This window comes from Collinsella phocaeensis (genome assembly GCF_900119895.1).
In the GTDB taxonomy this organism is placed as follows: Bacteria; Actinomycetota; Coriobacteriia; order Coriobacteriales; family Coriobacteriaceae; genus Collinsella; species Collinsella phocaeensis.
Genome location: NZ_FQLR01000003.1, coordinates 191,797 through 215,353, shown reverse-complemented (window position 1 = coordinate 215,353; position 23,557 = coordinate 191,797). Strand labels below are relative to the sequence as shown.

The window sequence follows — 23,557 nt, the reverse complement described above, 5'->3', positions numbered from 1 at the left end:
CGTTTCGGCGTTCTTCCTTCCCGATGCCTTGCTGGTCACGAGCAGAGCGTGCCGCCAGCACCGTATAGGCGTGCCTGACGCCTTGGGCGGTTCGACGTTCTTACGGCGATCAAAGCTCCGCGACCATCGATGGTGGGCGGACACGCACATGCCGCCGTTCAACCCTGAACGGCGGCATGTGCGTGTCCGCATGCTTTCGGTTCTGCGAGCTCGCTTGCTCCTGACGGTGTCTCGGTTCTTGCCGGCCTGTGTCACGGGCCGGTTCTAGTGCACGGCTTCATGCCGAAGCATAAGAAATCACGATATATCGATAACAAAAACCATAGTTCCAGTTATAAGCAGAGGTCATAGAATTAGTTCGGCAGAACGAGAGCAAGTATCGACCTGGAAAGGTGGAGCAAGGTGGAGCTCATCAAGGATTTCAAGGATCTCTGGCGTGGCGTCGCGCTCGCGTTGGCGATCGCGGTTCCGGCGTGGTTTCTCGGCAAGCAGTTCGAGGTTATCGGTGGGCCGGTATTCGCTATCATCATCGGCATGGTGCTGGCCGTGTGCCTGCGCGGCCGGTCCGACGTCGCGGAAGCAACCTCTGCCGGCATCAAGTACACATCGAAGAAGATCCTGCAGTACGCGGTGATCCTGCTGGGTTTCGGTCTCAACCTCGGCCAGATCGCCAAGGTGGGGGCAAGCTCGCTGCCGATCATCGTCTCCACCATCACCACGTCGCTCGTGATCGCCTTCGTGCTGTGCCGCGTGATGCACATTCCGTCCAAGATCTCGACGCTCGTGGGTGTGGGTTCCTCGATCTGCGGCGGCTCGGCGATCGCCGCCACGGCACCGGTCATCGATGCCGATGACGAGGAGATCGCGCAGGCGATCAGCGTCATCTTCCTCTTCAACATCATCGCCGCGCTCACCTTCCCCACGCTCGGGGGCATGCTCGGCATGAGCAACGAGGGCTTCGGCCTGTTCGCCGGCACGGCCGTGAACGACACCTCTTCGGTTACCGCGGCCGCGGCTGCCTGGGATGGTATGCACCCCGGCTCCAACGCGCTCGACCACGCGACCATCGTCAAGCTCACCCGCACGCTCGCGATCATCCCCATTACGCTTGGCCTCGCGTTTTGGCAGGTGCGCCGTGCCAAGCGCGCTGCCGAGGCGGGCGAGGGGTCGGGTCAGGCATCCGGCACCTTCGATATCAAGAAGATTTTCCCGTTCTTCATTCTCTTCTTCGTGCTGGCGAGCATCATCACGACGGTTTTCGCGTTGCCTGCGGCCGTGACCGCGCCGATCAAGGAGCTCTCCAAGTTCTTCATCATCATGGCGATGGCGGCGATCGGCTTCAACACTGATATCGTGAAGCTGGTGAAGACCGGCGGCAAGCCGATCTTCATGGGACTGTGCTGCTGGATCGGTATCACCTGCGTGAGCATCGGCATGCAGCACATGCTCGGCATCTGGTAGGAGTCCGCTTTCTCTCCCACCTTCGGGCGAAATCCATGGCGGGGCGCATGCGCCTGTCTTCGCGCCCCGCACCTTCTCTCTCAGGGCCCCGCGCTTCACGGCGCGGGGCCCTGCTGTGCGGACAAGTCGCTTTCGTCGGCTGCCATGCAGCTTTGGCGGGGCGGGGTTTGACGCCTCTGCGCCCCTCCTGCCGCTTGCGTGCATGCGGATGCGCGATTAATTCCCGCCTTGCGCTGTCTGCGCCACGGCCCTCTGTGCCTCATGCTACGATTGCGCGTATGTTTTGCTGAGCCTGAGGAGGCGGACCATGAAGGATTCCGTGTGCAACCTGATCATCGATTCCTGCAGCGAGCTGCCGCGGGAGCTGTGCGAGGCCGAGGGATTGACGGTCCTGAGCTTCACCTACACCGAGGGCAATCCCGAACTCGCCGACACCCCGCAGGGCCTTACGGGCGTCGACGATATGTTCCAGAGCATCTCCGCGCATGATTTCTACGAGAACATGCGCCAGGGCGCCATGCCCATGACCTCGCAGCCCTCGCAGCTCGTGTTCGAGGACGCGTTCCGCGCCGCCCTGGACACGGGGAGGGACACGGTCTATCTCGCGTTCTCCAGCGGGTTGTCCGGCTGCTACGAGGGCGCCTGCATGGCCGCCGACCGCATCGCCGAGGAGCGCGGCGCCGCCTCCCCGCAGGACCTCGGCCTCTACATCGTGGACCTCAAGCTCGGCTCCGCCCCTGAGGGCCTGCTCGTCGCCGAGGCCATCCGCCAGCGCAACAACGGCCTCGCCGCTTCCGAGCTCGCCGCCTGGGCGGAAGAGGCGCGCTACTACGTGCACACCCTCTTCATGGTCGATGATCTCACCGCCTTGAAGCGCGGCGGGCGCATTCCGGCGAGTATCGCCCTGGCGGGCACCAAGCTCGACGTCAAGCCCCTGCTCACCTTCGACATCGAGGGTCGCCTCTCCATGGTGGGCGTCGTGCGCGGCCGCAAGAAGGGGCTGCGCCGTATGGCGGAGTTCTACGAGAAGGGCCACAACGACGACATGTACTCCGCGGTCGCCGCGGTGGGCGCCGCCGACGCGGACGAAGACGCCGACCGCCTGTGCGAGCTCATCGCCAAGAGCACGCGCACGTCGCTCTTCCTGCGCACGCATGTCGGCCCGACCATCGGCTGCCATGTGGGCCCGGGCATGATCAGCCTTTCCTTCTGGGGCGAGGACCGGCGCCAGCAGACCTCGATCTCCGACCGCATCGCCGGCAAGGTCCGCGGCAGGTAGGGATCTCGCTCGAGCCCTTGCGCGCCGCCGCCGGCGCGTGCCGGGGCTCGCGTGGGATTCGGGGCGCTGCGGTCCCCGCGCGTCGCCTCGCTTGGATCCGAGCCGTCTGCGCTCAGCGAACGAGCCGCCCGTCGTCCCCGGTGTTCGGGAGGCGACGGGCGGCTCGCTTCTCGGGAGGGCGGCGGCGCGCCCTGCCCATGCGCGGTGCGCAGGCAGAGGCCGAAGCTACAGCGAGCGCACGCTCTCGCGCTCGATGAACATGGTCGAAAGATGGGTCACGCTCGTGTAGGGCGTGGGATGCTCGACCTGCTCGATGAGCTTGCGCACGGCCATGCGGCCGATGTCGGCGCGGGGGACGTGCACCGTGGTGAGCGAGGGGTGCGCGATCGAGGCGAACTCGACGTCGTCGAAGCCCACCATGGACACGTCGCCCGGGACGTCGAATCCGCGCTCCGCGAGCGCCTTCATGGCGCCGATGGCGAGCGCGTCGTTCTCGGCGAAAAACGCCGTGGGCATCTCGGGCATGGTGTCGAGCCATGCGAGCATGTCGCGATAGGCATTCTGCATCGAGTCGGTGGAAAGTGAGACGCGCCAGCGTAGGTTGACCGGAAGGCCCGCCTCGGTGAGGGCGCGCGCATAGCCGCGCTCGCGCAGGGGGAAGTTGCGGATGCGCAGGCTGCCGGCGATATAGCCGATCTTGGTGTGCCCGCGGTTGATGAGGTAGCTCACGGCGCGATGCGCGGAGCCCTCGTTGGTGAACACGATGGAGTCGAAGAAGTGGTTGTCGCTCACGCCGTCGACGATGGCCAGGGGGACCTTGGGGTTGGCGAACAGATCGTAGTCGCGCTGGATCATCTCGGTGCCCAGCAGGATGATGCCCGCGCTGGTGTCGTTCATCAGCGCGGCGACCTCGCGGCGCGCGGTCTCGGGCTCCGAGAGCTCGACGGTGGCGTAGGAGGTGGTGAGGCCGTTGAGGCGAGCTTCGTCCTCGACGCCGTTCACCACGGCGAGGCGGAAGGATCCCTCGTCGATCATGCGTCCGGAGTTGCGGCCGATCACGAACTGCACCTGGTGCAGCTTGCTGCTGCGGCGGTACCCCAGATCGGCTGCGACCTTACGGATCGCGCGGGCGGTCTCCTCGCTGACGCCGCGCTTCCCGTTGAGGGCGTTGGAGACGGTGGCAGGGGAGTATCCGGTCTTGCGGCTGATGTCGCGTACGCTGACTTTTGTGGATGACATCTTGAACACCTACAGACTAAACAATTGCAAAACACTAATTTAAGTCTATGTACATTATCGCATCGCGAGTCAGGGCATCCGGTGAACGGCAACTATGTTTGATTGAACGGAGAGATTGCAAGTTCCGTTATAGAACAAACCCCGTCTGATAATGGAATACCTAAAGGTCAAGCGATTAATTTGCCATTGTTTGGCTATCGCTTGTATGAAACGCCGTTCACGGAGAAACAACGACCGTTTGCGTCAGTTAAGCGCTGGACTATCAGTAGATTGACATATAAATGTTTTGTCGACGTTAGGCAAAACGTTTACCAAATGTTTAGTAATACAGAGGCTGAACATATGGCGATCGGAAGCCCGACACAAGCAACCGGCGCATGCCGGAAAAGGGACATCGGGCATATCGCCCGGAGCCCGGGGATGGGAGAGATCCTCGGGCGATCATATGGAAGGGGTTTTCCATGAAAGATGTCAGCAGGCGCAACTTCATCAAGATGAGCGCTGCCACCGCGGGCCTCGGCCTGGCTGCCGGCCTCACCGGCTGCGGCGGCAACGAGAGCGGCAGCGGCTCCGCCTCCAACGGCGGCGGCGACGGCGAGAAGATCAAGATCGGCGTCTCCATCTGGAGCTCCACCGACGCGCTCGGCAAGCTGTCCGTCGAGATCATCGAGAAGGCCGCCGACATCCTCGGCGTCGAGATCTCCACGGTCGACCAGGGCCACGTCTCCGAGCAGGTCACCGCTTCCATCGAGACCCTCTGCGCCGCCGGCTGCCAGGGCATCGTCGTCTGCAACTCCGCTGACTCCGAGATGACCTCCGCCATCAACACCTGCAACGAGAACGGCGTCTACCTCGCCCAGTTCTACCGCATGATCAACAAGGAGAACTCCGCCGACGTCTACGCCGTCGCCGAGGCCTCCGAGTACTACGTCGGCGCCGTCCACGAGGACGAGGTCGGCAACGGCGAGAAGCTCGTCGAGCTTCTTTGCTCCGACAATGACCAGGCCTACGAGGGCATCCAGAAGGGTGCCCGCAACATCAAGCTCGAGGCCTGGACCGTCGGCGACGCCACCTTCCAGGAGCGCTGGAAGGGCTACAAGTCCGGTGTCGAGAAGTGGAACAAGGAGCACGCGGACGACCCCGTGACCCTGTCCGAGCCGGTCTACGCTAACACCTCCTCCTCCGAGGGCGCCAACGTCACCCAGCAGTTCTACAACAACGACAAGAGCATGGACGCCCTGATCGTCGCCGGCGGCGGCGGCGACCCGCTGGTCGGCTCCGTGGGCCAGCTCAAGAACATGGGCCTTACCGGCAAGATCCGCGTCGCTTCCACCGACTTCCTGGATGACCTCAAGGAGCAGCTCGAGACCGGCGGCATGTACTGCGAGTCCGGCGGCCACTTCTGCGACCCGCTGTACGCCTTCCTGATGGTCTACAACGCCATCAAGGGCAAGGAGGGCTTCGTCCCGACCGCGGGCAACTTCGGCTGCGAGATCAAGTTCCCGTACGTCTTCGTGTCCTCCGTCGCCGAGTACGAGGATTACGAGAAGTACTTCGTCGAGGACGCCCCCTACACCGATGACGAGATCGCCGACCTGGCCGAGCTCGACTTCGATGCCCTGAACGAGGCCGCGACCTCCCTGTCCATCGAGGACGTCAAGGAGCGCCACGCCTAATAGCTGGCCCAAGTCACCTTCGTCGGGGGCGAGTTCGCGCTGGAACTCGTCCCCGACCTTCTGTAGCAATCGCTTTCGAGTCTTCGCTTCAAGGGAAGATCTGTGCACGAGAGAGAGGAGTGTGCAATGGGATTCCTCGAGAAAGCCAAGAAAAGCCAGTGGTACGGTGTCGGCCTCCTGCTCGTCATCACCGTCCTGTGCTGGGCTGTCTTTAAGGTTCTGTGCCCCGATACCTTCGGTGCCCCCGACCAGCTGCTCACCTACCTTCAGACCGGCATCATCTACGCCGTCGGCGGATGCGGTCTGTACTTCATCGTCGTCATGGGCCTGTGGGACTTCTCCATCGGCTCCGTGCTCGTTCTGGCCTGCCTGCTGTCCATCGGCTTCGCGCAGATGTTCGGCTACCCGGGCCTCATCATCGCGCCGATCGTCGCGGGCGCCCTCATGGGCGTCGCCAACGGCGCCGCCTACATCAAGCTGCGCATCCCGTCGCTGATCGTCACCGTCGGCCTCTCGCTGATCTACGAGAGCTTCTCGGTGTTCGCCTCCGACTGGGCTGGCACCCGTCTTCCGGATGCCTACAAGATGTTCGGCTCCTATCCTTGGAATCTCATCGTGGCCCTCGCCGCGTTCGGCCTCTGCGCCTTCATCCTCAAGTACACGAAGCTCGGCACCTACGTCAACGCGATCGGCGCCAACGAGCTCACCGCCAAGAACATGGGCGTGAACGTCGACAAGTACAAGTTCTTCGCGTTCGTCCTGTGCTCCATGTTCGTCGGCATCATGGCCATTCTGTACATCGGCTACGGCACCGCCCAGACCCCGATGACCGGCATGCTGTCCCAGTCGCTCAACTTCAAGCCGCTCATGGGCACCTTCTTCGCCCTGGCGTTCCGCAAGTACGGCCACCCCGTCGTCTCCGTCGTCATCGGCGAGTTCATCATCGCCATGATGTTCGCCGGCTTCGTCGCGCTGGGCATGCCCGTCACGGTGAACAACATCATCACGGGCGCCACGCTGCTCATCATCGTCTGCATCACCACCAAGCGCATCAAGGGCGCCGTCGTCAAGTAAGGGAGGGATACACCATGGGTAACAAGCTTCTGCTGCACGCCGAGAAGATCGACAAGCGCTTCGGCCCCACGCACGCCGTCAAGGAGGTGTCCCTCGATTTCTACGAGGGCGAGATCCACGCGCTGATCGGCGAGAACGGTTCCGGCAAGTCCACGTTCACCAACATGCTCACGGGCATCCTGCCCATCGGCTCGGGCACCTTCACGCTGTCCGGCGAGCAGGTCGCGCCCAAGAACCAGGTCGACGCCAACCACCACGGCATCGCCATCGTCGTCCAGGAGACGGGCACCCTGTCCGGCCTCACCGTCGCCGAGAACATGTTCCTGGGTGATGAGGACCAGTTCATCAAGAACGGCCTCAAGGACACCCGCGCCATGAACAAGAAGGCCCAGGAGCTGCTCGACGCCTACGGCCTGTCCTACATCAAGGCCACGAGCGCTGTCGACATGTACAACTTCGAGGACCGCAAGCTCGTCGAGATCGTGCGCTCCACCTACTTCGATCCGAAGATCCTCGTCGTCGACGAGACCACCACGGCGCTGTCCCAGTCCGGTCGCGACAAGCTGTTCGAGGTCATGCGCGACGTGCGCGCCAAGGGCCACTGCGTCATCTTCATCAGCCATGACATGGCCGAGGTCATGGACATGTCCGACCGCATCTCCATCCTGCGCGACGGCGACTTCATCACGACCGTCGACGTGAGCGAGGTCGATGAGGACAAGCTCAAGACCCTGATGGTCGGCCGCGAGATGGGCGACCACTACTACCGCACCGACTACCCCGACTACGCCAACGAGCCCGCGGGCGACGTCGCCGTGTGCATGGAGAACGTTTCCGTCCCCGGTGAGCTCGACGAGGTCTCCCTCACGCTGCACCGCGGCGAGATCCTGGGTATCGGCGGCCTGTCCGAGTGCGGCATGCACGAGGTCGGAAAGGCGATCTTCGGCGCGTCCTACGACCGCACCGGCACGGTGAAGCTGGGCGACGGCACCGAGATCAACGACATCAACACCGCCATCGACCACTCCATCGCGTACGCCTCCAAGGACCGCGACCACGAGAGCCTGCTCATCAACGACACCATCGAGGACAACATCACGCTGCCCTCCATGCGCGACATGGGCACCGTGCTCTCCGACAAGAAGCTGCACGACTTCGCGCAGAAGTACGCCGAGATCATGTCCACCAAGATGGTCGGCGTGAACCAGTACGTCTCTGCGCTGTCCGGCGGCAACAAGCAGAAGGTCGTGCTTGCGCGCTGGCTCGGCAAGCAGTCCGACATCCTGGTGCTCGACTCTCCCACCCGCGGCATCGACATCAAGGTCAAGGCTGCCATCTACGCCCTCATGGAGGACATGCGCAAGCAGGGTAAGGCCATCCTCATCATCTCCGAGGAGATCATGGAGCTGATCGGCATGTGCGATCGCATCCTGGTCATGAAGGACGGCAAGGTCAACGGTGAGCTCCTCCGCAGCCCCGAGCTGTGCGAGCAGGACCTCATCGCCAAGATGGTTTAAGGAGGCGAAACTGATATGACGACTACCAAGGAGGCGGCCGCGACCGCCGAGAAGAAGGGCTTCGACTTCTCCGCCATTCGCAACTTCCTGCCGCTTATCGGTTTCGTGGTTATCGTGGCGTTCTTCGCCATCACCACGCACGGGCTCATTCTGACGCCCAAGAACATTACGCTCATCCTGTCCGGCGGCTACATGCTCATGATCGCCGCCTGCGGCGTGTGGCTCATCATGACGATGGGCTGCCTGGACTTCTCCCAGGGCTCCATGCTCGGCGTCTCCTGCGCCGCGGTGTGCGCGCTGTCCCACATCAGCATCCCGCTCGCCATCGTGGGCGGCATCGTGGTGGGCGCGCTCATCGGCGCCGTCAACGCCTACTTCCACGTCAACCGTCAGATCCAGTCCTTCGTGGTCACGATCTGCATGATGTTCCTGCTCCGCGGCGTCTGCGCCTTCATCACCACCGAGGCGCCGGTCATGGCCGACACCTCCGTGCTCCAGCTCAACAGCATGTCGCTGCTCATGGGCATCACCATCGCGGTGCTCATCGTCACCTACCTCGTGACCCGCTTCACCAAGGTCGGCCACAACCTCAAGGCCATCGGCGCCAACGAGCGCGCCGCCCGCTTCGCCGGCATCAAGGTGCAGAAGACCAAGGTCCTCGTGTACGTCATCGCCGGCGCCATCACGGGCTTCGCCGCCTTCGTGAACGCCATCAAGGTCGGTTCGGTCACCTCCACCGCGGGCAACATGTTCGAGACCCAGCTGCTCATCGCCATGGTCCTCGGCGGCATGCCCATCAACGGCGGCGCCCGCGCCCGCTTCTCCAACATCGTGATCGGCGTGCTGTCCTACCTCGTGCTGCAGAAGGGCCTCGTCATGATGGGCCTCACCACCGAGATCCAGCAGCTGGTCATGGGCGTCGTCTTCGTCGCCATGGTCGCGCTGTTCTCCGAGCGCTCGGCCAACCAGGTCATCAAGTAGCCAATCGCCATCCCCCTTCGGGCCGCTCCTCTCCGGGCGGTCCGGGGCGCGGCGGGACATCCCCCTGTTCTCGCCGCGCCCCACTCTCCATATTCGGTACATCCGCTAGCGAGGCAAAAGGAGCCACGTATGCTAGAGATCAAGAAATACAAGTTCTATTTCTGCCCCTGCACCCAGGATCTGTACGGTGACGCGGTGCTCGAGCACGTCCAGCAGCACTCCGCCGAGGTCGTCGCCGCGCTCAACGCGTCCGATAAGGTTCCGTTCGAGGTCGTGCTCAAGCCCAACCTGATCACGAGCGACGTCATCCAGGCCACCTTCAACGAGGCCAACATGGACCCCGAGTGCGCCGGCATCATCACCTGGGCCCACACCTTCTCGCCCTCCAAGTCCTACATCCACGGTCTGCAGGACCTGCGCAAGCCGCTGTGCCAGTTCGCCACGCAGTACAACGAGGAGATCCCGTACGACTCCATCGACATGGACTTCATGAACGAGAACCAGGCCGCCCACGGTGAGCGCGAGCTGGGCCACATCTTCGCCCGCATGCGCTGGGAGCACAAGGTCATCTTCGGCTACTGGAAGGACGAGGCCGTCCTCTCCGAGCTCGGCGCCTGGCAGCGCGTCGCGGTGGGCATCAACGAGAGCCGCAACATCCGCGTCTGCCGCTTCGCCGACACCATGCGCAACGTCGCGGTGACCGACGGCGACAAGATCGAGGCCGAGCAGAAGTTCGGCTGGACCGTCGACGCTTGGCCCGTGAACGAGCTCGTCCCCTATGTGGACGCCGTCACCCCCGCCGAGATCGCCGCGCTGACCGACGAGTATTACGACACCTACGACCTGGTGCTCGACGGCCGTGACGCCGACGAGTTCCGCCGCCACGTCGAGGTCCAGGCCCAGCAGGAGATCGGCATCGAGCGCTTCCTGGTCGAGCACGGCTACAACGCGTTCTCCGACCACTTCGGCGACCTGGGCGGCCTGAAGCAGCTTCCGTCCCTGGCCATCCAGCGCCTCATGCAGAAGGGCTACGGCTTCGGTCCCGAGGGCGACTGGAAGACCCCTGCGATGGTGCGCCTCATGAAGGTCATGACCGCCGGCGACCCGAACGCCAAGGGCTCCGCCCTCATGGAGGACTACACCTACAACCTCGTCCCGGGCAAGGAGGGCATCCTCGAGTCCCACATGTCCGAGGTCGACCCCTCCATGGCCGACGGCAAGATCGCCATCCGCGCCACCCCGCTCTCCATGGGCGACCGTGAGGACCCGGCGCGCCTGATCTTCACCTCCAAGACCGGTCCGGCGATCGCGACCTCCCTGATCGACCTGGGCAACCGCTTCCGCCTGATCATCCAGGACGTCGACTGCAAGACCGTCGAGAAGCCGATGCCGATGCTCCCGACCGGCACCATGTTCTGGACCCCGCGCCCCAACCTCAAGGTGGGCGCCGAGGCCTGGATCTACGCCGGCGGCGCGCACCACACTGCCGTCTCCTTCGACCTGACCGCCGACCAGATGGTCGACTGGGCCGACGCCATGGGCGTCGAGTCCGTGGTGATCGACGCCAACACCAACATCCGCGATTTCAAGCGCGATCTGAAGCTGGGCGAGGTCTACTACCGCTAAGGCGCGACGCACGCCGGGCGGTTACGGACACTCACCTTCCCGGCGCGCGAAAGCGCAAGCGCTGGGGCGGCGGCGCGCACACACCGCCGCCCCGTATGTACGGCCGCGCCCCTGATCGGGGGTGCGGCCCTTTGTTGTTCGATGTGGCCTTCGGTGCCCGTGCCGGGCGCGCGTCCGGGAGCGGGCGGGACGAGGACCGATCTACGAGATAGGGGATTCACCATGGGTAAGACTCGCGAGCAGGTCGCGGCCTCCATCGCCGCGGGCGAGGCGTCGCTCGGAATCGAGTACGGCTCGACGCGCATCAAGGCCGTGCTGGTCGATGCCGACAACGAGCCGATCGCCGTCGGTGCGTTCGATTGGGAGAACTCGCTGGTCGACGGCTACTGGACCTACAGCGAGGAGGAGATCTTCGCCGGCCTGCGCGCCGCATACGCCTCGCTCAAAGCCGACGTCGCCGAGAAGTACGGCGTGATGCTGAGCAAGCTCGCCGCGCTCGGCATCTCCGCCATGATGCACGGTTACCTGCCGTTCGACGCCGAGGGCAATCTGCTCGTGCCGTTCCGCACCTGGCGCAACACCACGACGACCGAGGCGGCCCGCGAGCTGTCCGAGCTCTTCTGCTTCCATACCCCGGAGCGCTGGAGCGTTTCTCATATCTACCAGGCCGTTCTGAACGGGGAGGAGCACGTCCCCCAGATCGACTTCTTCACCACGCTCTCCGGCTTCGCCCACTGGAAGCTCACCGGCGAGAAGGTCCTCTCGATCGGCGACGCCTCCGGCATGTTCCCCATCGATTCGACCACGCACGACTACGATGCCGACATGGTCGCCAAGTTCGACGAGCTCGTCGCGAGCAAGGGCGTCGCCTGGAAGGTCGAGGACCTGCTTCCCCGCGTGCTCGTCGCGGGCGACGTCGCCGGTCACCTCACCCCCGAGGGCGCGGCGCTTCTCGATCCCGCCGGCGACCTCGAGCCCGGCTGCCCGGTCTGTCCGCCCGAGGGCGACGCGGGGACCGGCATGATCGCCACGAACGCGGTCGCGCCGCGCACGGGCAACGTGTCGGCCGGCACCTCCGTGTTCTCCATGGTCGTGCTCGAGCATGCGCTCAAGGACGCCACGAGCCCCGAGATCGATCTCGTCACGACGCCGATGGGCGACCCCGTGGCGATGGTCCACTGCAACAACTGCACCTCCGATATCAACGGCTGGGTAGGGCTGCTGTGCGATTTCGCCGAGCTCATGGGGACCGACCTCGACCGCGGTGAGGTCTTCAGCAAGCTCTTCGAGTCCGCGCTCTCCGGCGACAAGGACGCCGGCGGCCTCGTCTCCATCCCGTTCATCTCCGGCGAGACCGTCATGGGCGTCCAGACCGGGTACCCGCTCGTGATGCGCGGCCAGAACTCCGCGTTCACCATCGCGAACTTCATGCGCATGAACATCATGGCCGCCTTCGGTGCGCTCGCGGCGGGCAACGAGGCCCTGCGCGCACAGGACGTCAAGATCGACAAGCTGTACGGCCACGGCGGCATCTTCAAGACCCCGAAGGTCGCGCAGAGCCTGCTCGCCGCCGCGCTCGAGGCGCCCGTGACCGTGATGGCGACTGCGGGCGAGGGCGGTGCCTGGGGTCAGGCCGTCGCCGCCTCGTACATGGTGCACAAGGCCGAGGACGAGGCGCTCGACGCCTACCTGAACGACAAGGTGTTCGCCAACATGGAGGGCACGACGCTCGAGCCCGACGCCGCGGACGTCGAGGGCTACCGCGCGTTCCTCGCTGCGTTCAAGCGCGCCAACGAGGCCGAGCTCGCGTGCGAGCGCGCGTTCGCGTAACTGTTGATTCGCCGGCAGCGGTTCGTGCCGCTGCCGGCTTCGGCTCGCCTCCGCGCTTGCGGTGCGGTCGCGGGCGCCGAAGAGAAAGGATGCTCCCATGATGCTGAAGGAGCTGCGCGAGAAGGTCTACGAGGCCAACATGGACCTTCCCAAGCACGGGCTGGTCGTGTTCACCTGGGGCAATGCCTCCGAGCTCGATCGCGAGAGCGGTCTGTTCGTGATCAAGCCGTCCGGCGTGGACTACGAGGACCTCTCGCCTGAGTCGATGGTCGTGTGCGACCTCGACGGCAACGTGGTCGAGGGCGACCTCAACCCCTCTTCCGATACCGCGACCCATGCGTACCTGTATCGCAAGTGGGGCGAGGAAATCGGCGGCGTGGTGCACACGCATTCCTCCTGGGCCGTGTCGTGGGCGCAGGCCGGTCGCGAGATCCCCAGCTACGGCACGACGCACGCCGATTACTTCTACGGGCCGGTCCCCTGCATGCGGGGCCTCACCGAGGCCGAGATCGAAGAGGCCTACGAGCTCAACACCGGCAAGGTGATCGTCGAGGGGTTCACCGGCGGCACCGGTCAGGCAAGCATCGATCCCGTCGCGGTGCCCGGATGCCTCGTGCGCAACCACGGCCCCTTCTCCTGGGGCAAGGACGCCGCGGCCGCCGTGTACCATGCGGTCGTGCTCGAGGAGGTCGCCAAGATGGCGGCGCACACCGAGATGCTTAAGCCCGCGGTCGAGCCGGCTCCCCAGTATTTGCTCGACAAGCACTACCTGCGCAAGCACGGGCCCAACGCCTACTACGGCCAGGGCAACCACTAGTTTGTGTCCATGGTGCCCGGGATGCACGGTCCCGGCATGGATGCGACGGTGGCGCCGGCATAGCCGGCGCCCCCGTCGTGCGTGCGGGCCGTGTGCACCGGGCGGTCCGGCAGGTCAGATCACTCTGGGGTCGTGGCTGTCGGTGTCGTGGCTCCCTCAATTTAGGGACAGGCACTGAATTGAGAGCTCAGGCGCCGCGCCGCCCGAGTTTCTTGCGTAGGTCTCCCTTCGCCGCACCCAGTTGTGCGGAAGGCCGCCGCATGAAGACGGTTTCCGTTGGGCACCGCCGCCTCAAAGCGGGTTCGGCCCGATTCCGTTTCTCAGAAGTGGGTTATACAATAGGAAATAAATCATAACCCCCTACGTTTTTGGACAAATATGCCAGATTGTGACGGAAGATTGAACAGAGCTCCTCATATTCGACTTCTGTAAAGCGGGATAAAGCATCATCTGTACGCCAACTAGGCTCATCGGCGGCGCCGGGACCCCAATCCAGAGTATTCCATCGACTCCTCATCAAATAACAACCCTCTGTCATCGCCATTTTCTGGCATATTTGTCCAGAAAATCAGGGGGTCACGTAAAAAATAACAAAATACAACCCCTCAACCTTACCGCTATGGGATCTTGGGGCATGGTATCGTCTGCTCGGTCCCGCCGTGCGGCCTCACTATAAGCGCCATCGTGCTCGGATCATGTTAACGGTCCAGGCTGCTGGGTTCGGATAGCGGAAGACGAAGAGTCGGATCTTGGCACGAGCGAATGATAAAACGTATTTCTCTTTGCTCGGGAGAAACAGGTTTTCCGCTTGTCGCATATGGCGCGCCGTCCACCAATTTGAGTGTATCGGTGGCATTTGAAGCGGGTTTACTGAAGGTAACGGTTTTTACCCACCGCGCCGCGAGGCGCTCGACGTTCGAGGAGGCCATCATGGGATTGAAGGCTGACGAAACGATACAGCTCACTCCCGAGGAGCTGCTCGGTTACCTGCGTTCCAAGACGCGCGTGTTCATGGACATCGATGAGGACCAGTATTACATCACCCATACCGATGGCTATTGGCGCGTGCAGGATTGCTCACAGATGAACGAGAAGGGCCGCTTCTCGGATTGCTCTGAACTCGTCCCGACCCTCTCCGAGCTGTTCGAGCTCCCGTGGCGCGACGGTAAGAGCGTCCACGACCTCTGCACGGAGGCGACGTTCTTCGAGTCCGTCCAGGACGGCTGGGAGAAGCCCGAATAACGGCTGACACCCCGCCACATCCCTTTCCCGCAGCGCACCCGCCGGCATTTGCAGAGCAACCGGCGGGTGCGCTGTGTTTCAGCCGTGTGGCTGTTGACGGTAATCCGAACTCGGACTACATTTTTATAGTCCGAGTTCGGATTAATGAGAGGGGTGGGACAATGTCGGTCAACGCGATGGAATTCGACTACCTCTACAACGTCGTGGACAGGCTCTACAGCCGACTCGCGCGACGAAGCGGGCTTTCCAGCTGCGCCTACTGGATGATGTACGCGCTGGTGCGCGCCGGAGGCGCGGAATCGCTCCGAACGCTGGCTGCGTCGTGGGCGTTCAGCAAGCAAACGATCAATTCGGCGCTCAAGACCCTGGAGGCACGTGAGTTGATCACCCTCGAGTTCGAGGAGGGGAGCCGCAAGAACAAGCGGGCCGTGCTGACGCCGGCGGGCCGTGCGTTTGCGGCGGCGGATATCGTCCCGGCGATGGAGACTGAAGGGCGCGCGTTCGGTACGCTTGCGGAATGCGAGCGAGAGCAGCTTCTGGGCCTGATCGGCCGGTACACGGCGGCGCTCGAGGCTGAGCTCGACGCGATGTCGGCCCAAGACGGGGAAGGCGAAACGGGAAACGGGGGTGCGGCATGAGGCTGCTGCTGAGGTTCATGAAACCGTATCGGGCGCTCACGGCGGTGACGCTTCTGGTCCTGCTGGTGGACAACGTCGGTACGCTGCTGGTTCCGACGATGCTCGCGGACATGATCAACACGGGTATCGGTACGGGAGATTTCGACTACATCGTGAGCGGGGGATTCGCCATGCTCGGGGCGTCGCTGCTCGCGAGCGGCGGCGCCATGACGGGCGCCTACCTGGCCGCGAAGCTCGCCGCGAACGTCGCGCGCGATATCCGCAACGCGGTCTACGACGCATCGCTGGCGTTTTCCAGCAGCGACTTCGAGGAGTTCGGCACGGGCTCGATGATCACGCGCACGCTGAACGACACGAACGTGATCCAGCAGTCGATCATCGCGACCATTCAGCTCGTGCTGCCCGTGCCGTTCTTGGCGGTGGCGGGCATCATCATGGCCTGCATGATCGACTACCAGATGGGCATCCTGCTCGCGTTCGTCGTGGCGATCGTGCTCGCCATCGCGGTGGTCACGGTGACGAAGGCCGCTCCGATCTTCATGAGCTTGCAGAAGCTCATCGACCGGATGAACGTCGTTCTGCGCGAAAGCATCGTGGGCGCTCGCGTGATCCGCGCCTTCAACAAGGAGCGCCACTCCGAGCGTCGCCTCGACGAGGTCTTCACCGATTACGCCGACCGGGCCATCAAGGTGAACCTCCTGTTCGCCGGCCTGGACTGCTCAGCGTTCTTCTTCATGAACATCGCCGAGGTGGCGGTGCTCTGGGTGGGCGGCAACCGCGTCGGCGCGCACGCCATGCAGATCGCGAGCATCTCGGCCGTGCTCGAGTACGCGATGCTCATCCTCTTCTTCGTGATGATGGCGCAGATCGTCGCCCTCACGCTGCCGCGCGCCAAGGCGTGCCTGGACCGCGCGGCCGAGGTCATCGATCGCGTGCCCGAGATCGTCGACGGCGACGCGTCTTTTGCGGCGGCCGCGGACGCCGACGGAGAGGACGACGTGGCGGTGTTCGACCACGCGTCGTTCCGCTTCGCCGACGCCGACGAGGACACCCTGCACGACCTGACCTTCACGTGCAGGCGCGGCCAGACGACCGCGATCATCGGACCGACCGGCTCGGGCAAGTCGACGATCGCGAAGATGCTCCTGCGCCTGCATGACGTGACGGACGGTGCGGTGCGCTTCGAAGGCCGGGACGTCCGCTCGATGTCCCAGTGCGACCTGCGCTCCCGCATCGCGTACGTGCCGCAGAAGGCATGGCTCTTCTCCGGCACGGTGGCGAGCAACCTGCGCTACGGGGACGAGGGCGCCGACGAGGCGCGGATGCGCCATGCGCTCGAGGTCGCGCAGAGCGAGTTCGTGTTCGGGCTCAAGGACGGGCTCGACGCCCCGGTCGCCCAGGGCGGCACCAACTTCTCCGGCGGCCAGCGCCAGCGCCTGTCGATCGCGCGCGCCCTCATGAAGCCCGCGGAGCTCTTCGTGTTCGACGACAGCTTCTCGGCGCTCGATTTCAAGACGGATGCCGCCTTGCGCCGCGCTCTCGTTCCCGAGACGCGCGATGCCGCGGTGCTCATCATCGCCCAGCGCATCAGCACGATCTTGAACGCCGACCAGATCGTGGTGCTGAAGGACGGCCGGATCGAAGGGAAGGGCACCCACGAGGAGCTCATGGAGAGCTGCGAGGTCTACCGCGCCATCGCGGAGTCGCAGATGAAGGGAGGCGAGTAGCATGGCGGAGCAGGTCGAGAGGACCGCAGGCATGTCCGAGGCCCAGGCCGAGGAGGGGCGCATCGTGCAGCAGGCGGTGCAGACGGGGGGCGCTGCCGGAGCGGGTGCGCCGGGCGCCGAGGAGGCCGAGGTGCCGCGCGACATCCGGCGCACCGTCGCGCGCCTGTGGAGCGAGGCGCGCGACCAGCACTGGAGGTTCGTGCTCGTCATCGTCTCCATCGCGTTCTACACCGCGTTCTCCGTCGCGGCGCCGGCGTTCTCGGCGCACGTCATCGACGTGCTCTGGGCGAGCATCCAGCGTGCGTTCTCCCAGGGCGAGCCCTTCGTCGTCGGATGGGAGACCGGCGGTCGCGCCATCGCCGTCTACCTGTGCGTATGGATGCTCGCGGCGGCGTTCTACACGCTGCAGTGCTTCACGATGGCCGGTTTCGCCGAGCGCCTCAACCTGTCTTTGCGCAACAAGCTCGCGGAGAAGATGAACCGTCTGCCGCTCGCCTTCTTCGATGCGCACCGCCCGGGCGAGGTCGTGAGCCGCGCCACCAACGACCTCGACAAGATGTCGGAGGTCCTGCAGACCGGCCTGTTGCGCCTGCTCACGGCGGTCGGCGGCGTGACCGGCGCCGTCGTGATGATGTACGTGTACAGCCCGCTGCTCGCCACCGTGTTCATCGGTTTCTCCGTGCTCTCGGTGCTGGTGACCAAGCTCACCGCAAGGCGCAACCTCGAGTTCGCCGCGGAGCGCCAGAAGTGGGTGGGCCACCTGACGGGTGCCGTCGAGGAGGCTTATAGCGGGCGCATCATCATCCGATCCTTCAACCGCGAGCGGGAGAGCTCGGCCGAGATCCACGACCTCGCGCAGAAGCTTGCCGACGCGAGCCGTCGCGCGGACTTCCTCACCAACGCGACCGGCCCGGCGATCCGCTTCATCGGGCGCCTCGCGCAGGTCGTCATCGCGGTGATCGGCTGCGGCATGCTTATCGCCGGGGAGCTGACCGTCGGCATCTTCCAGGCGTTCTTCCAGTACATCAACCAAGCGTCCGAACCGCTCACGCAGATGTCGATGACCATCAACACGCTGCAGAGCGCGCTGGCCTCGGTGGAGCGCGTCTTCGACATCCTGGACGAGCCCGAGATCGATCCCGAGCCCGAGCCCGGCGTCGCCGCCCACGTGAGCCGTCCCGTGAAGGGCCGCGTCGCGTTTCAGCACGTTCGCTTCGGCTACGCCCCGGACAAGCCGCTCATGCGCGACGTGTCGTTCACGGCCGAGCCCGGGCAGAAGATCGCCATCGTGGGTGCCACCGGCGCGGGCAAGACGACGCTCATCAATCTGCTCATGCGATTTTACGAGGTCGACGGCGGCCACATCACGCTCGACGGCGTGGACACCCGCAAGATGGACCGCGGCGAGCTGCGCAGCAACTTCGGCATGGTCCTGCAGGATGCGTGGCTGTTCGACGGTACCATCGCCGAGAACATCGCCTACGGCAAGCCCGACGCGTCGCGCGAGGAGATCGAGTGCGCCGCCCGTGCCGCCCATGTGGATTTCTTCGTCCGCACGATGCCGCAGGGCTACGAGACGCACGTCGCCAACGACTCGGAGAACATCTCCCAGGGCCAGCGGCAGCTGCTCACCATCGCGCGCGCGATGCTCTGCGATCCCAAGATCCTCATCCTGGACGAGGCGACCTCGAGCGTGGACACGCGCACCGAGCACGCCATCGTGCATGCGATGGAGGCACTCATGCACGGGCGCACGAGCTTCGTGATCGCGCATCGCCTGTCCACCATCGTGGATGCCGACCTCATCCTGGTGATGGAGGCGGGCACGATCATCGAGCAGGGCACGCACGAGGAGCTGCTCGCGGCCGACGGCGCGTACGCGAGCCTGTACCGAAGCCAGTTCGCCTAGCGCGCGAAGGCGGAGATGCAGCCGGCGGGGCGGCGGGGACGGGATCCCTGCCGCCTCGTTTCGTTGCGGATGGACCGGGCCGCACGCGTCGGGTCGCGCGGCGCGGGGGGGCGTGCCCGCGAGAGGCTCGGGACGGCCGTTCGTGCGCGAGCGCGCCGACGAATGGTAAAAGAATTTACCCCCACGCTGAGCGGCGGTATCATATCGGCAGGGGAGCGCGCACGGGCGCTTCGTGGCTCTATGAGGTGTATTCGCGTGGCTAACAAGGTGACGCTCAAGCAGATTGCGCAGGAGGTCGGTCTCTCGCCGGCATCCGTCTCGCTCGTCCTCAACAACCGTCCCTGCCGCATCTCGGAGGAGAACCGCAGGCGCATCAAGGAGGTCGCGAAGCGCGAGCACTACATTCCCAACCAGATCGCCCGCAGCCTGGTGACGCGTCAGTCCAAGACGTTCGGGCTCATCGTGCCCAACATCGAGAGCCGCTTCTTCTCGTCGCTCGCCAAGAACCTCGAGCAGCGCTGTCGCGCCCAGGGCTACGCCCTGTTCATCACCAACTCGGACGGGTCCCCCGAAAACGACCTGGACCTGGTCAACCTGCTGGTGACCCGCGGCGTCGACGGCCTGTTCCTGGTCGTCGAGGACGACGATTCGGACAACGGCGCCCTCGCCGACGAGCTTCTGCGCCTCCCGACCCCGTACGTCATGGTGGACCGCGTCGTCGATGAGCTCGACTGCAACAAGGTGTTGTTCGACCACGAGCAGGGCGGCTACATGGCGACGCGCTACCTGCTCGATCAGGGCCACCGGCGCATCGCGTGCATCGTGAACGCCGCGAAATCGGTTACGGGCCGCAAGCGCCTTGCCGGATATCGCCGTGCACTCGATGAGGCGGGGATCGCGCTCGATCCGGTGCTCGTGCTCGAGAGCGAGTACTACATCGCGAGTGCCTATGCAGCGGCCGAGGGCGTGCTGGCAAGTGACGCCACCGCCGTCTTCGCGAGCTCTGACAACATCGCCCTCGGCCTGCTCAAGCGCCTGCACGAGGCGGGGCTGCGCATCCCCGTGGACTACTCCGTGGTGAGCTACGACAACAGCGCCGCGGACGCGCTGTTCGAGAGCGCGCTGACGTCGGTCGACCAGAACGTCGCCGAGCTCGCCGAGCACGCCATCGGCCTCATGATGCGCCAGCTGGCCGACCCCGCAGCCGACCCGATCGAGATCCTGCTCACCCCGCACCTCGAGGTGCAGGGGAGCGTCGCGCTGCACCGGGAATAGCCTCGGGCGCAGGCGGGCGCCTGCTCGCGTGAGGAAGACAGCCGGCCCCGCGTCTCGGGCGATAGGGGCGCCCGGACCGCGGGGCCTTCTTGCGGAGGGGCGCCGCGACGCGATGCGCGTGGGCAGAGGCTCGGGAGGCAGGGGCCCGGCCGCGGCCGCGCGTCGTCGGGGCGCCGCGACGCACCCCGACGGACCGTTTGGAGAAACCATGACGCAAGCGGGCGGAAAGACGCGAAAGATAAAACGTTTTTTCGTAGAGGTAAAACGTTTTAGCGCTTATACTGCAGATAAGCGCACGGAACCATGTCCCGCGCGCCGCGCATCGGCATTCGCGCGCGGTGTGGAGGCGAGAGAGGCCGCCCCGCGCGTTGCGTCCATATCGCCGGAAACCGGCGTCGAGAAGGAGGAACCATGACCCAGCCCGTCCTCGGAACACCGTGGAAGAAGCTCGACGGCCCCGTACCCGTCGAGGAGCTCGAGGGCGTCGAGCGCTACTGGCGCTGCGCCAACTACCTGTCCGTCGGCCAGATCTACCTGCGCTCCAACCCGCTCATGCGCAAGGACTGGACGGATGAGAAGACCGGCGAGACCCGCGACTTCGGCCGCCCCGACGTCAAGCACCGCCTCGTCGGCCACTGGGGCACCACCCCGGGCATCAACTTCCTGCTCGGCCACGTCAACCGCTTCATCGCCGACCATCAGCAGAACGCCATCTTCCTGATGGGCCCCGGCCACGGCGGCCCGGCCGGCACCGCTCAGTCCCTGCTGGACGGCACCTACCGCGACATCCGCCCCGACATCACTGATGACGAGGCCGGTCTCCAGAAGTTCTTCCGCCAGTTCTCCTATCCCGGCGGCATCCCCAGCCACTTCGCCCCGGAGACCCCGGGTTCCATCCACGAGGGCGGCGAGCTGGGCTACACCCTGTCCCACGCCTTCGGCGCCGTGATGGACAACCCGAGCCTGCTCGCGGTCGCCGTGGTGGGCGACGGCGAGGCCGAGACGGCCGCGCTGGCCACCTCCTGGCAGTCCAACAAGCTCGTCAACCCCAAGTCCGACGGCATCGTGCTGCCCATCCTGCACCTCAACGGCTACAAGATCGCCAACCCGACCCTGCTCTCCCGCATCTCCGACGAGGAGCTCACCAAGTTCTTCGAGGGCATGGGCTACAAGCCGTACTTCTTCGTCGCCGGCTTCGACAACGAGCCCCACTCCTCGATCCATCGCCGCTTCGCGAACCTCTTCGAGGAGGTCTTCAACGAGATCTGCGACATCAAGGCCAACGCCGAGGCGGGCGACGAGACCCGTCCTGTCTACCCGATGATCGTCTTCCGCACGCCCAAGGGCTGGACGTGCCCCAAGCACATCGACGGCAAGAAGACCGAGGGCTCCTGGCGTGCGCACCAGGTGCCGCTGGCGAGCGCCAAGGACACCCACGAGCACTTCCGCGTGCTGCGCGGCTGGCTGCGCTCCTATCATCCCGAGGAGCTCTTCACCCCGGAGGGCCAGATCCGTCCCGAGGTCACCGCGTTCATGCCCACCGGCGACCTGCGCATCGGCGCCAACCCCAACGCTAACGGCGGCAAGGTTCGCCGTGAGCTCACGCTGCCGGACATCCATGCGCACGAGGTCCCCGTGGCCGAGAAGGGCCATGGCTGGGGCGCCACCGAGGCCGCGCGCGTCTTCGGTGCCTACACCGCCGACGTGGTGGCCGCCAACGACGACTTCCGCATTTTCGGTCCGGACGAGACCGCGTCCAACCGTCTGCAGGACGCCTACAAGTACACCAAGAAGCAGTGGACTGCGGGCTACTACGCCGACGCGGACAACGATGACCTGCTGGCGCCCGCCGGCAAGGTTGTCGAGCAGCTCTCCGAGCATCAGTGCGAGGGCTTCCTCGAGGCTTATACCCTGACCGGCCGCCACGGCGTGTGGAGCACCTACGAGAGCTTCGTCCATGTGGTCGACTCCATGGTCAACCAGCACTGCAAGTGGCTCGAGGCCTGCCGCCGCGAGATCCCCTGGCGCGCCCCGATCGCCGGCCTCAACATCTTGCTGACGAGCCACGTGTGGCGCCAGGACCACAACGGCTTCTCCCACCAGGATCCCGGCTTCATCGACCTGCTGCTCAACAAGGCCAACGACACCCATGTGGTGAACGCCTACTATCCGTGCGACGCCAACATGGCGCTCGCCGTGGCCGAGCGCGCCTACACCTCCACCGACTGCGTCAACGCGATCTTCTGCGGCAAGCAGCCCGCCCCGACGTTCATCACGGTGGACGACGCCCGCGCCGAGCTGGCCGAGGGCCTTGCCGCCTGGGAGTGGGCGAGCACCGCTGCCAGCCTCGAGGAGGCCGACATCGTGGTCGCCACCTGCGGCGACGTTCCGACCCTCGAGGCGCTCGCCGCCGTCGACCTGCTCCGCGAGCAGGGTGTCAAGGTCTGGTTCGTCAACGTCGTCGACCTGCTGAAGATCCAGAACGTCTGCGAGAACGACCTCGCCATCAGCGATGAGCGCTTCACCGAGTTCTTCGGTGCCGGCGAGAAGCCCGTCCTGTTCTGCTTCCACGCGTACGCGGGCACCATCCGCCGACTCGTGTGGAACCGCCCGGGCCACGACGTCTGGCACGTCCACGGCTACGAGGAGAAGGGCTCCACGACCACGCCGTTCGACATGCTGCGCCTCAACAACATGGACCGCTGGGCTCTTGCCGCCGACGCCCTGCGCCTGGTGGACGCCGCTGCCGGCGATGCCGCGCATGCCGCCAAGGTGGACGAGTGGGAGGCGTTCCGCGAGGAGGCGTTCCGCTTCGCGGTCGACGAGGGCTACGATCACCCGGCGTTCACCGAGTGGGTCTGGCCCGACGCCGCCGCCTCGATGGACGGCGAGCTCTCCGCGACCCAGATGACCGCCGGCGACAACGAGTAGCCGGGCGTCTCGGTTCGCTTAGCGCATAGAGGCCCGTCGACGGGCCCGCAGGTTCTCGCCTGCGGGCCCGTTGTTGTCCAGCAGGACCCTGTGATACGGGGCATGCGCTATGTCATCGCGCCAGAATCGCGTCTCCGCATGACGGCACCTGCCGTGCCAGGTGGGCGGACGCTTTCGCGACCATAGGATATCGATGTCCGTCCTTCTTTCGGATTGATGTCTCTGGTATGTATAATCAGATACCAATTGGCATTATAGGATTAGATGAATACCATCTGACTGGTATGCAATTGATAATACGTCTACGTGCTAAAACATGAGCAGATTAACCGTCT

Annotated in this window: 16 protein-coding genes; 15 read left to right on the top strand and 1 reads right to left on the bottom strand. The window is 64.8% G+C overall.

The features are described from left to right. Positions 1–402 precede the first annotated feature (402 nt). Positions 403–1,461 (top strand): YeiH family protein, encoded by a 1,059-nt coding sequence (locus tag BQ7355_RS01600; protein WP_072414619.1) that lies wholly within the window; start codon positions 403–405, stop codon positions 1,459–1,461. 307 nt (positions 1,462–1,768) lie between these two features. Then, the gene (locus BQ7355_RS01595) at positions 1,769–2,740 is read left to right on the top strand and encodes a DegV family protein (protein WP_072414618.1); all 972 of its coding nucleotides are present in this window, start codon (positions 1,769–1,771) and stop codon (positions 2,738–2,740) included. 225 nt (positions 2,741–2,965) lie between these two features. Here the strand turns inward: BQ7355_RS01595 and BQ7355_RS01590 are convergent, their stop codons facing one another. Then, positions 2,966–3,979 (bottom strand): LacI family DNA-binding transcriptional regulator, encoded by a 1,014-nt coding sequence (locus BQ7355_RS01590; RefSeq protein WP_072414617.1) that lies wholly within the window; start codon positions 3,977–3,979, stop codon positions 2,966–2,968. Positions 3,980–4,440: 461 nt separating this feature from the next. Between BQ7355_RS01590 and BQ7355_RS01585 the strand changes: the two genes are divergently transcribed. From BQ7355_RS01585 to BQ7355_RS01525, 13 genes are all read left to right on the top strand, one after another. Further along, entirely contained in the window at positions 4,441–5,655 is a 1,215-nt protein-coding gene (locus BQ7355_RS01585; protein WP_072414616.1) for a sugar ABC transporter substrate-binding protein, read from the top strand. Positions 5,656–5,781: 126 nt separating this feature from the next. Continuing rightward, on the top strand, positions 5,782–6,729 hold the full coding sequence (locus BQ7355_RS01580; protein WP_072414615.1) for an ABC transporter permease: 948 nt from the start codon (positions 5,782–5,784) through the stop codon (positions 6,727–6,729). 14 nt (positions 6,730–6,743) lie between these two features. Beyond that, positions 6,744–8,246, top strand: a complete 1,503-nt coding sequence (locus BQ7355_RS01575; protein WP_072414614.1) for a sugar ABC transporter ATP-binding protein — start codon at positions 6,744–6,746, stop codon at positions 8,244–8,246. A 15-nt stretch (positions 8,247–8,261) separates the two neighbouring features. Then, positions 8,262–9,227 (top strand): ABC transporter permease, encoded by a 966-nt coding sequence (locus tag BQ7355_RS01570; protein WP_072414613.1) that lies wholly within the window; start codon positions 8,262–8,264, stop codon positions 9,225–9,227. A gap of 129 nt (positions 9,228–9,356) precedes the next feature. Continuing rightward, the gene (gene araA / locus BQ7355_RS01565) at positions 9,357–10,853 is read left to right on the top strand and encodes an L-arabinose isomerase (protein WP_072414612.1); all 1,497 of its coding nucleotides are present in this window, start codon (positions 9,357–9,359) and stop codon (positions 10,851–10,853) included. 222 nt (positions 10,854–11,075) lie between these two features. Next, on the top strand, positions 11,076–12,683 hold the full coding sequence (locus BQ7355_RS01560) for a xylulokinase (RefSeq protein WP_072414611.1): 1,608 nt from the start codon (positions 11,076–11,078) through the stop codon (positions 12,681–12,683). A gap of 97 nt (positions 12,684–12,780) precedes the next feature. Next, positions 12,781–13,500: an L-ribulose-5-phosphate 4-epimerase gene (locus BQ7355_RS01555; protein WP_143761661.1), complete on the top strand. Its 720-nt coding sequence runs from the start codon at positions 12,781–12,783 to the stop codon at positions 13,498–13,500. 930 nt (positions 13,501–14,430) lie between these two features. Beyond that, positions 14,431–14,742 (top strand): CDP-alcohol phosphatidyltransferase, encoded by a 312-nt coding sequence (locus BQ7355_RS01550; RefSeq protein WP_072414610.1) that lies wholly within the window; start codon positions 14,431–14,433, stop codon positions 14,740–14,742. Positions 14,743–14,903: 161 nt separating this feature from the next. Continuing rightward, entirely contained in the window at positions 14,904–15,380 is a 477-nt protein-coding gene (locus BQ7355_RS01545; RefSeq protein WP_072414609.1) for a MarR family winged helix-turn-helix transcriptional regulator, read from the top strand. Continuing rightward, positions 15,377–17,107 carry an ABC transporter ATP-binding protein gene (locus BQ7355_RS01540; RefSeq protein WP_072414608.1) on the top strand — a complete coding sequence of 577 codons (1,731 nt, stop codon included), beginning with the start codon at positions 15,377–15,379 and terminating at the stop codon, positions 17,105–17,107. Before BQ7355_RS01545 ends, BQ7355_RS01540 begins: the two co-directional genes overlap by 4 nt. A gap of 1 nt (position 17,108) precedes the next feature. After that, positions 17,109–19,016 (top strand): ABC transporter ATP-binding protein, encoded by a 1,908-nt coding sequence (locus BQ7355_RS01535; protein WP_072414607.1) that lies wholly within the window; start codon positions 17,109–17,111, stop codon positions 19,014–19,016. Positions 19,017–19,271: 255 nt separating this feature from the next. Continuing rightward, complete coding sequence (locus BQ7355_RS01530; protein ID WP_072414606.1) at positions 19,272–20,291, top strand: LacI family DNA-binding transcriptional regulator; 1,020 nt, start codon at positions 19,272–19,274, stop codon at positions 20,289–20,291. A gap of 411 nt (positions 20,292–20,702) precedes the next feature. Continuing rightward, positions 20,703–23,222 carry a phosphoketolase family protein gene (locus tag BQ7355_RS01525; protein ID WP_072414605.1) on the top strand — a complete coding sequence of 840 codons (2,520 nt, stop codon included), beginning with the start codon at positions 20,703–20,705 and terminating at the stop codon, positions 23,220–23,222. Positions 23,223–23,557: the final 335 nt, after the last annotated feature.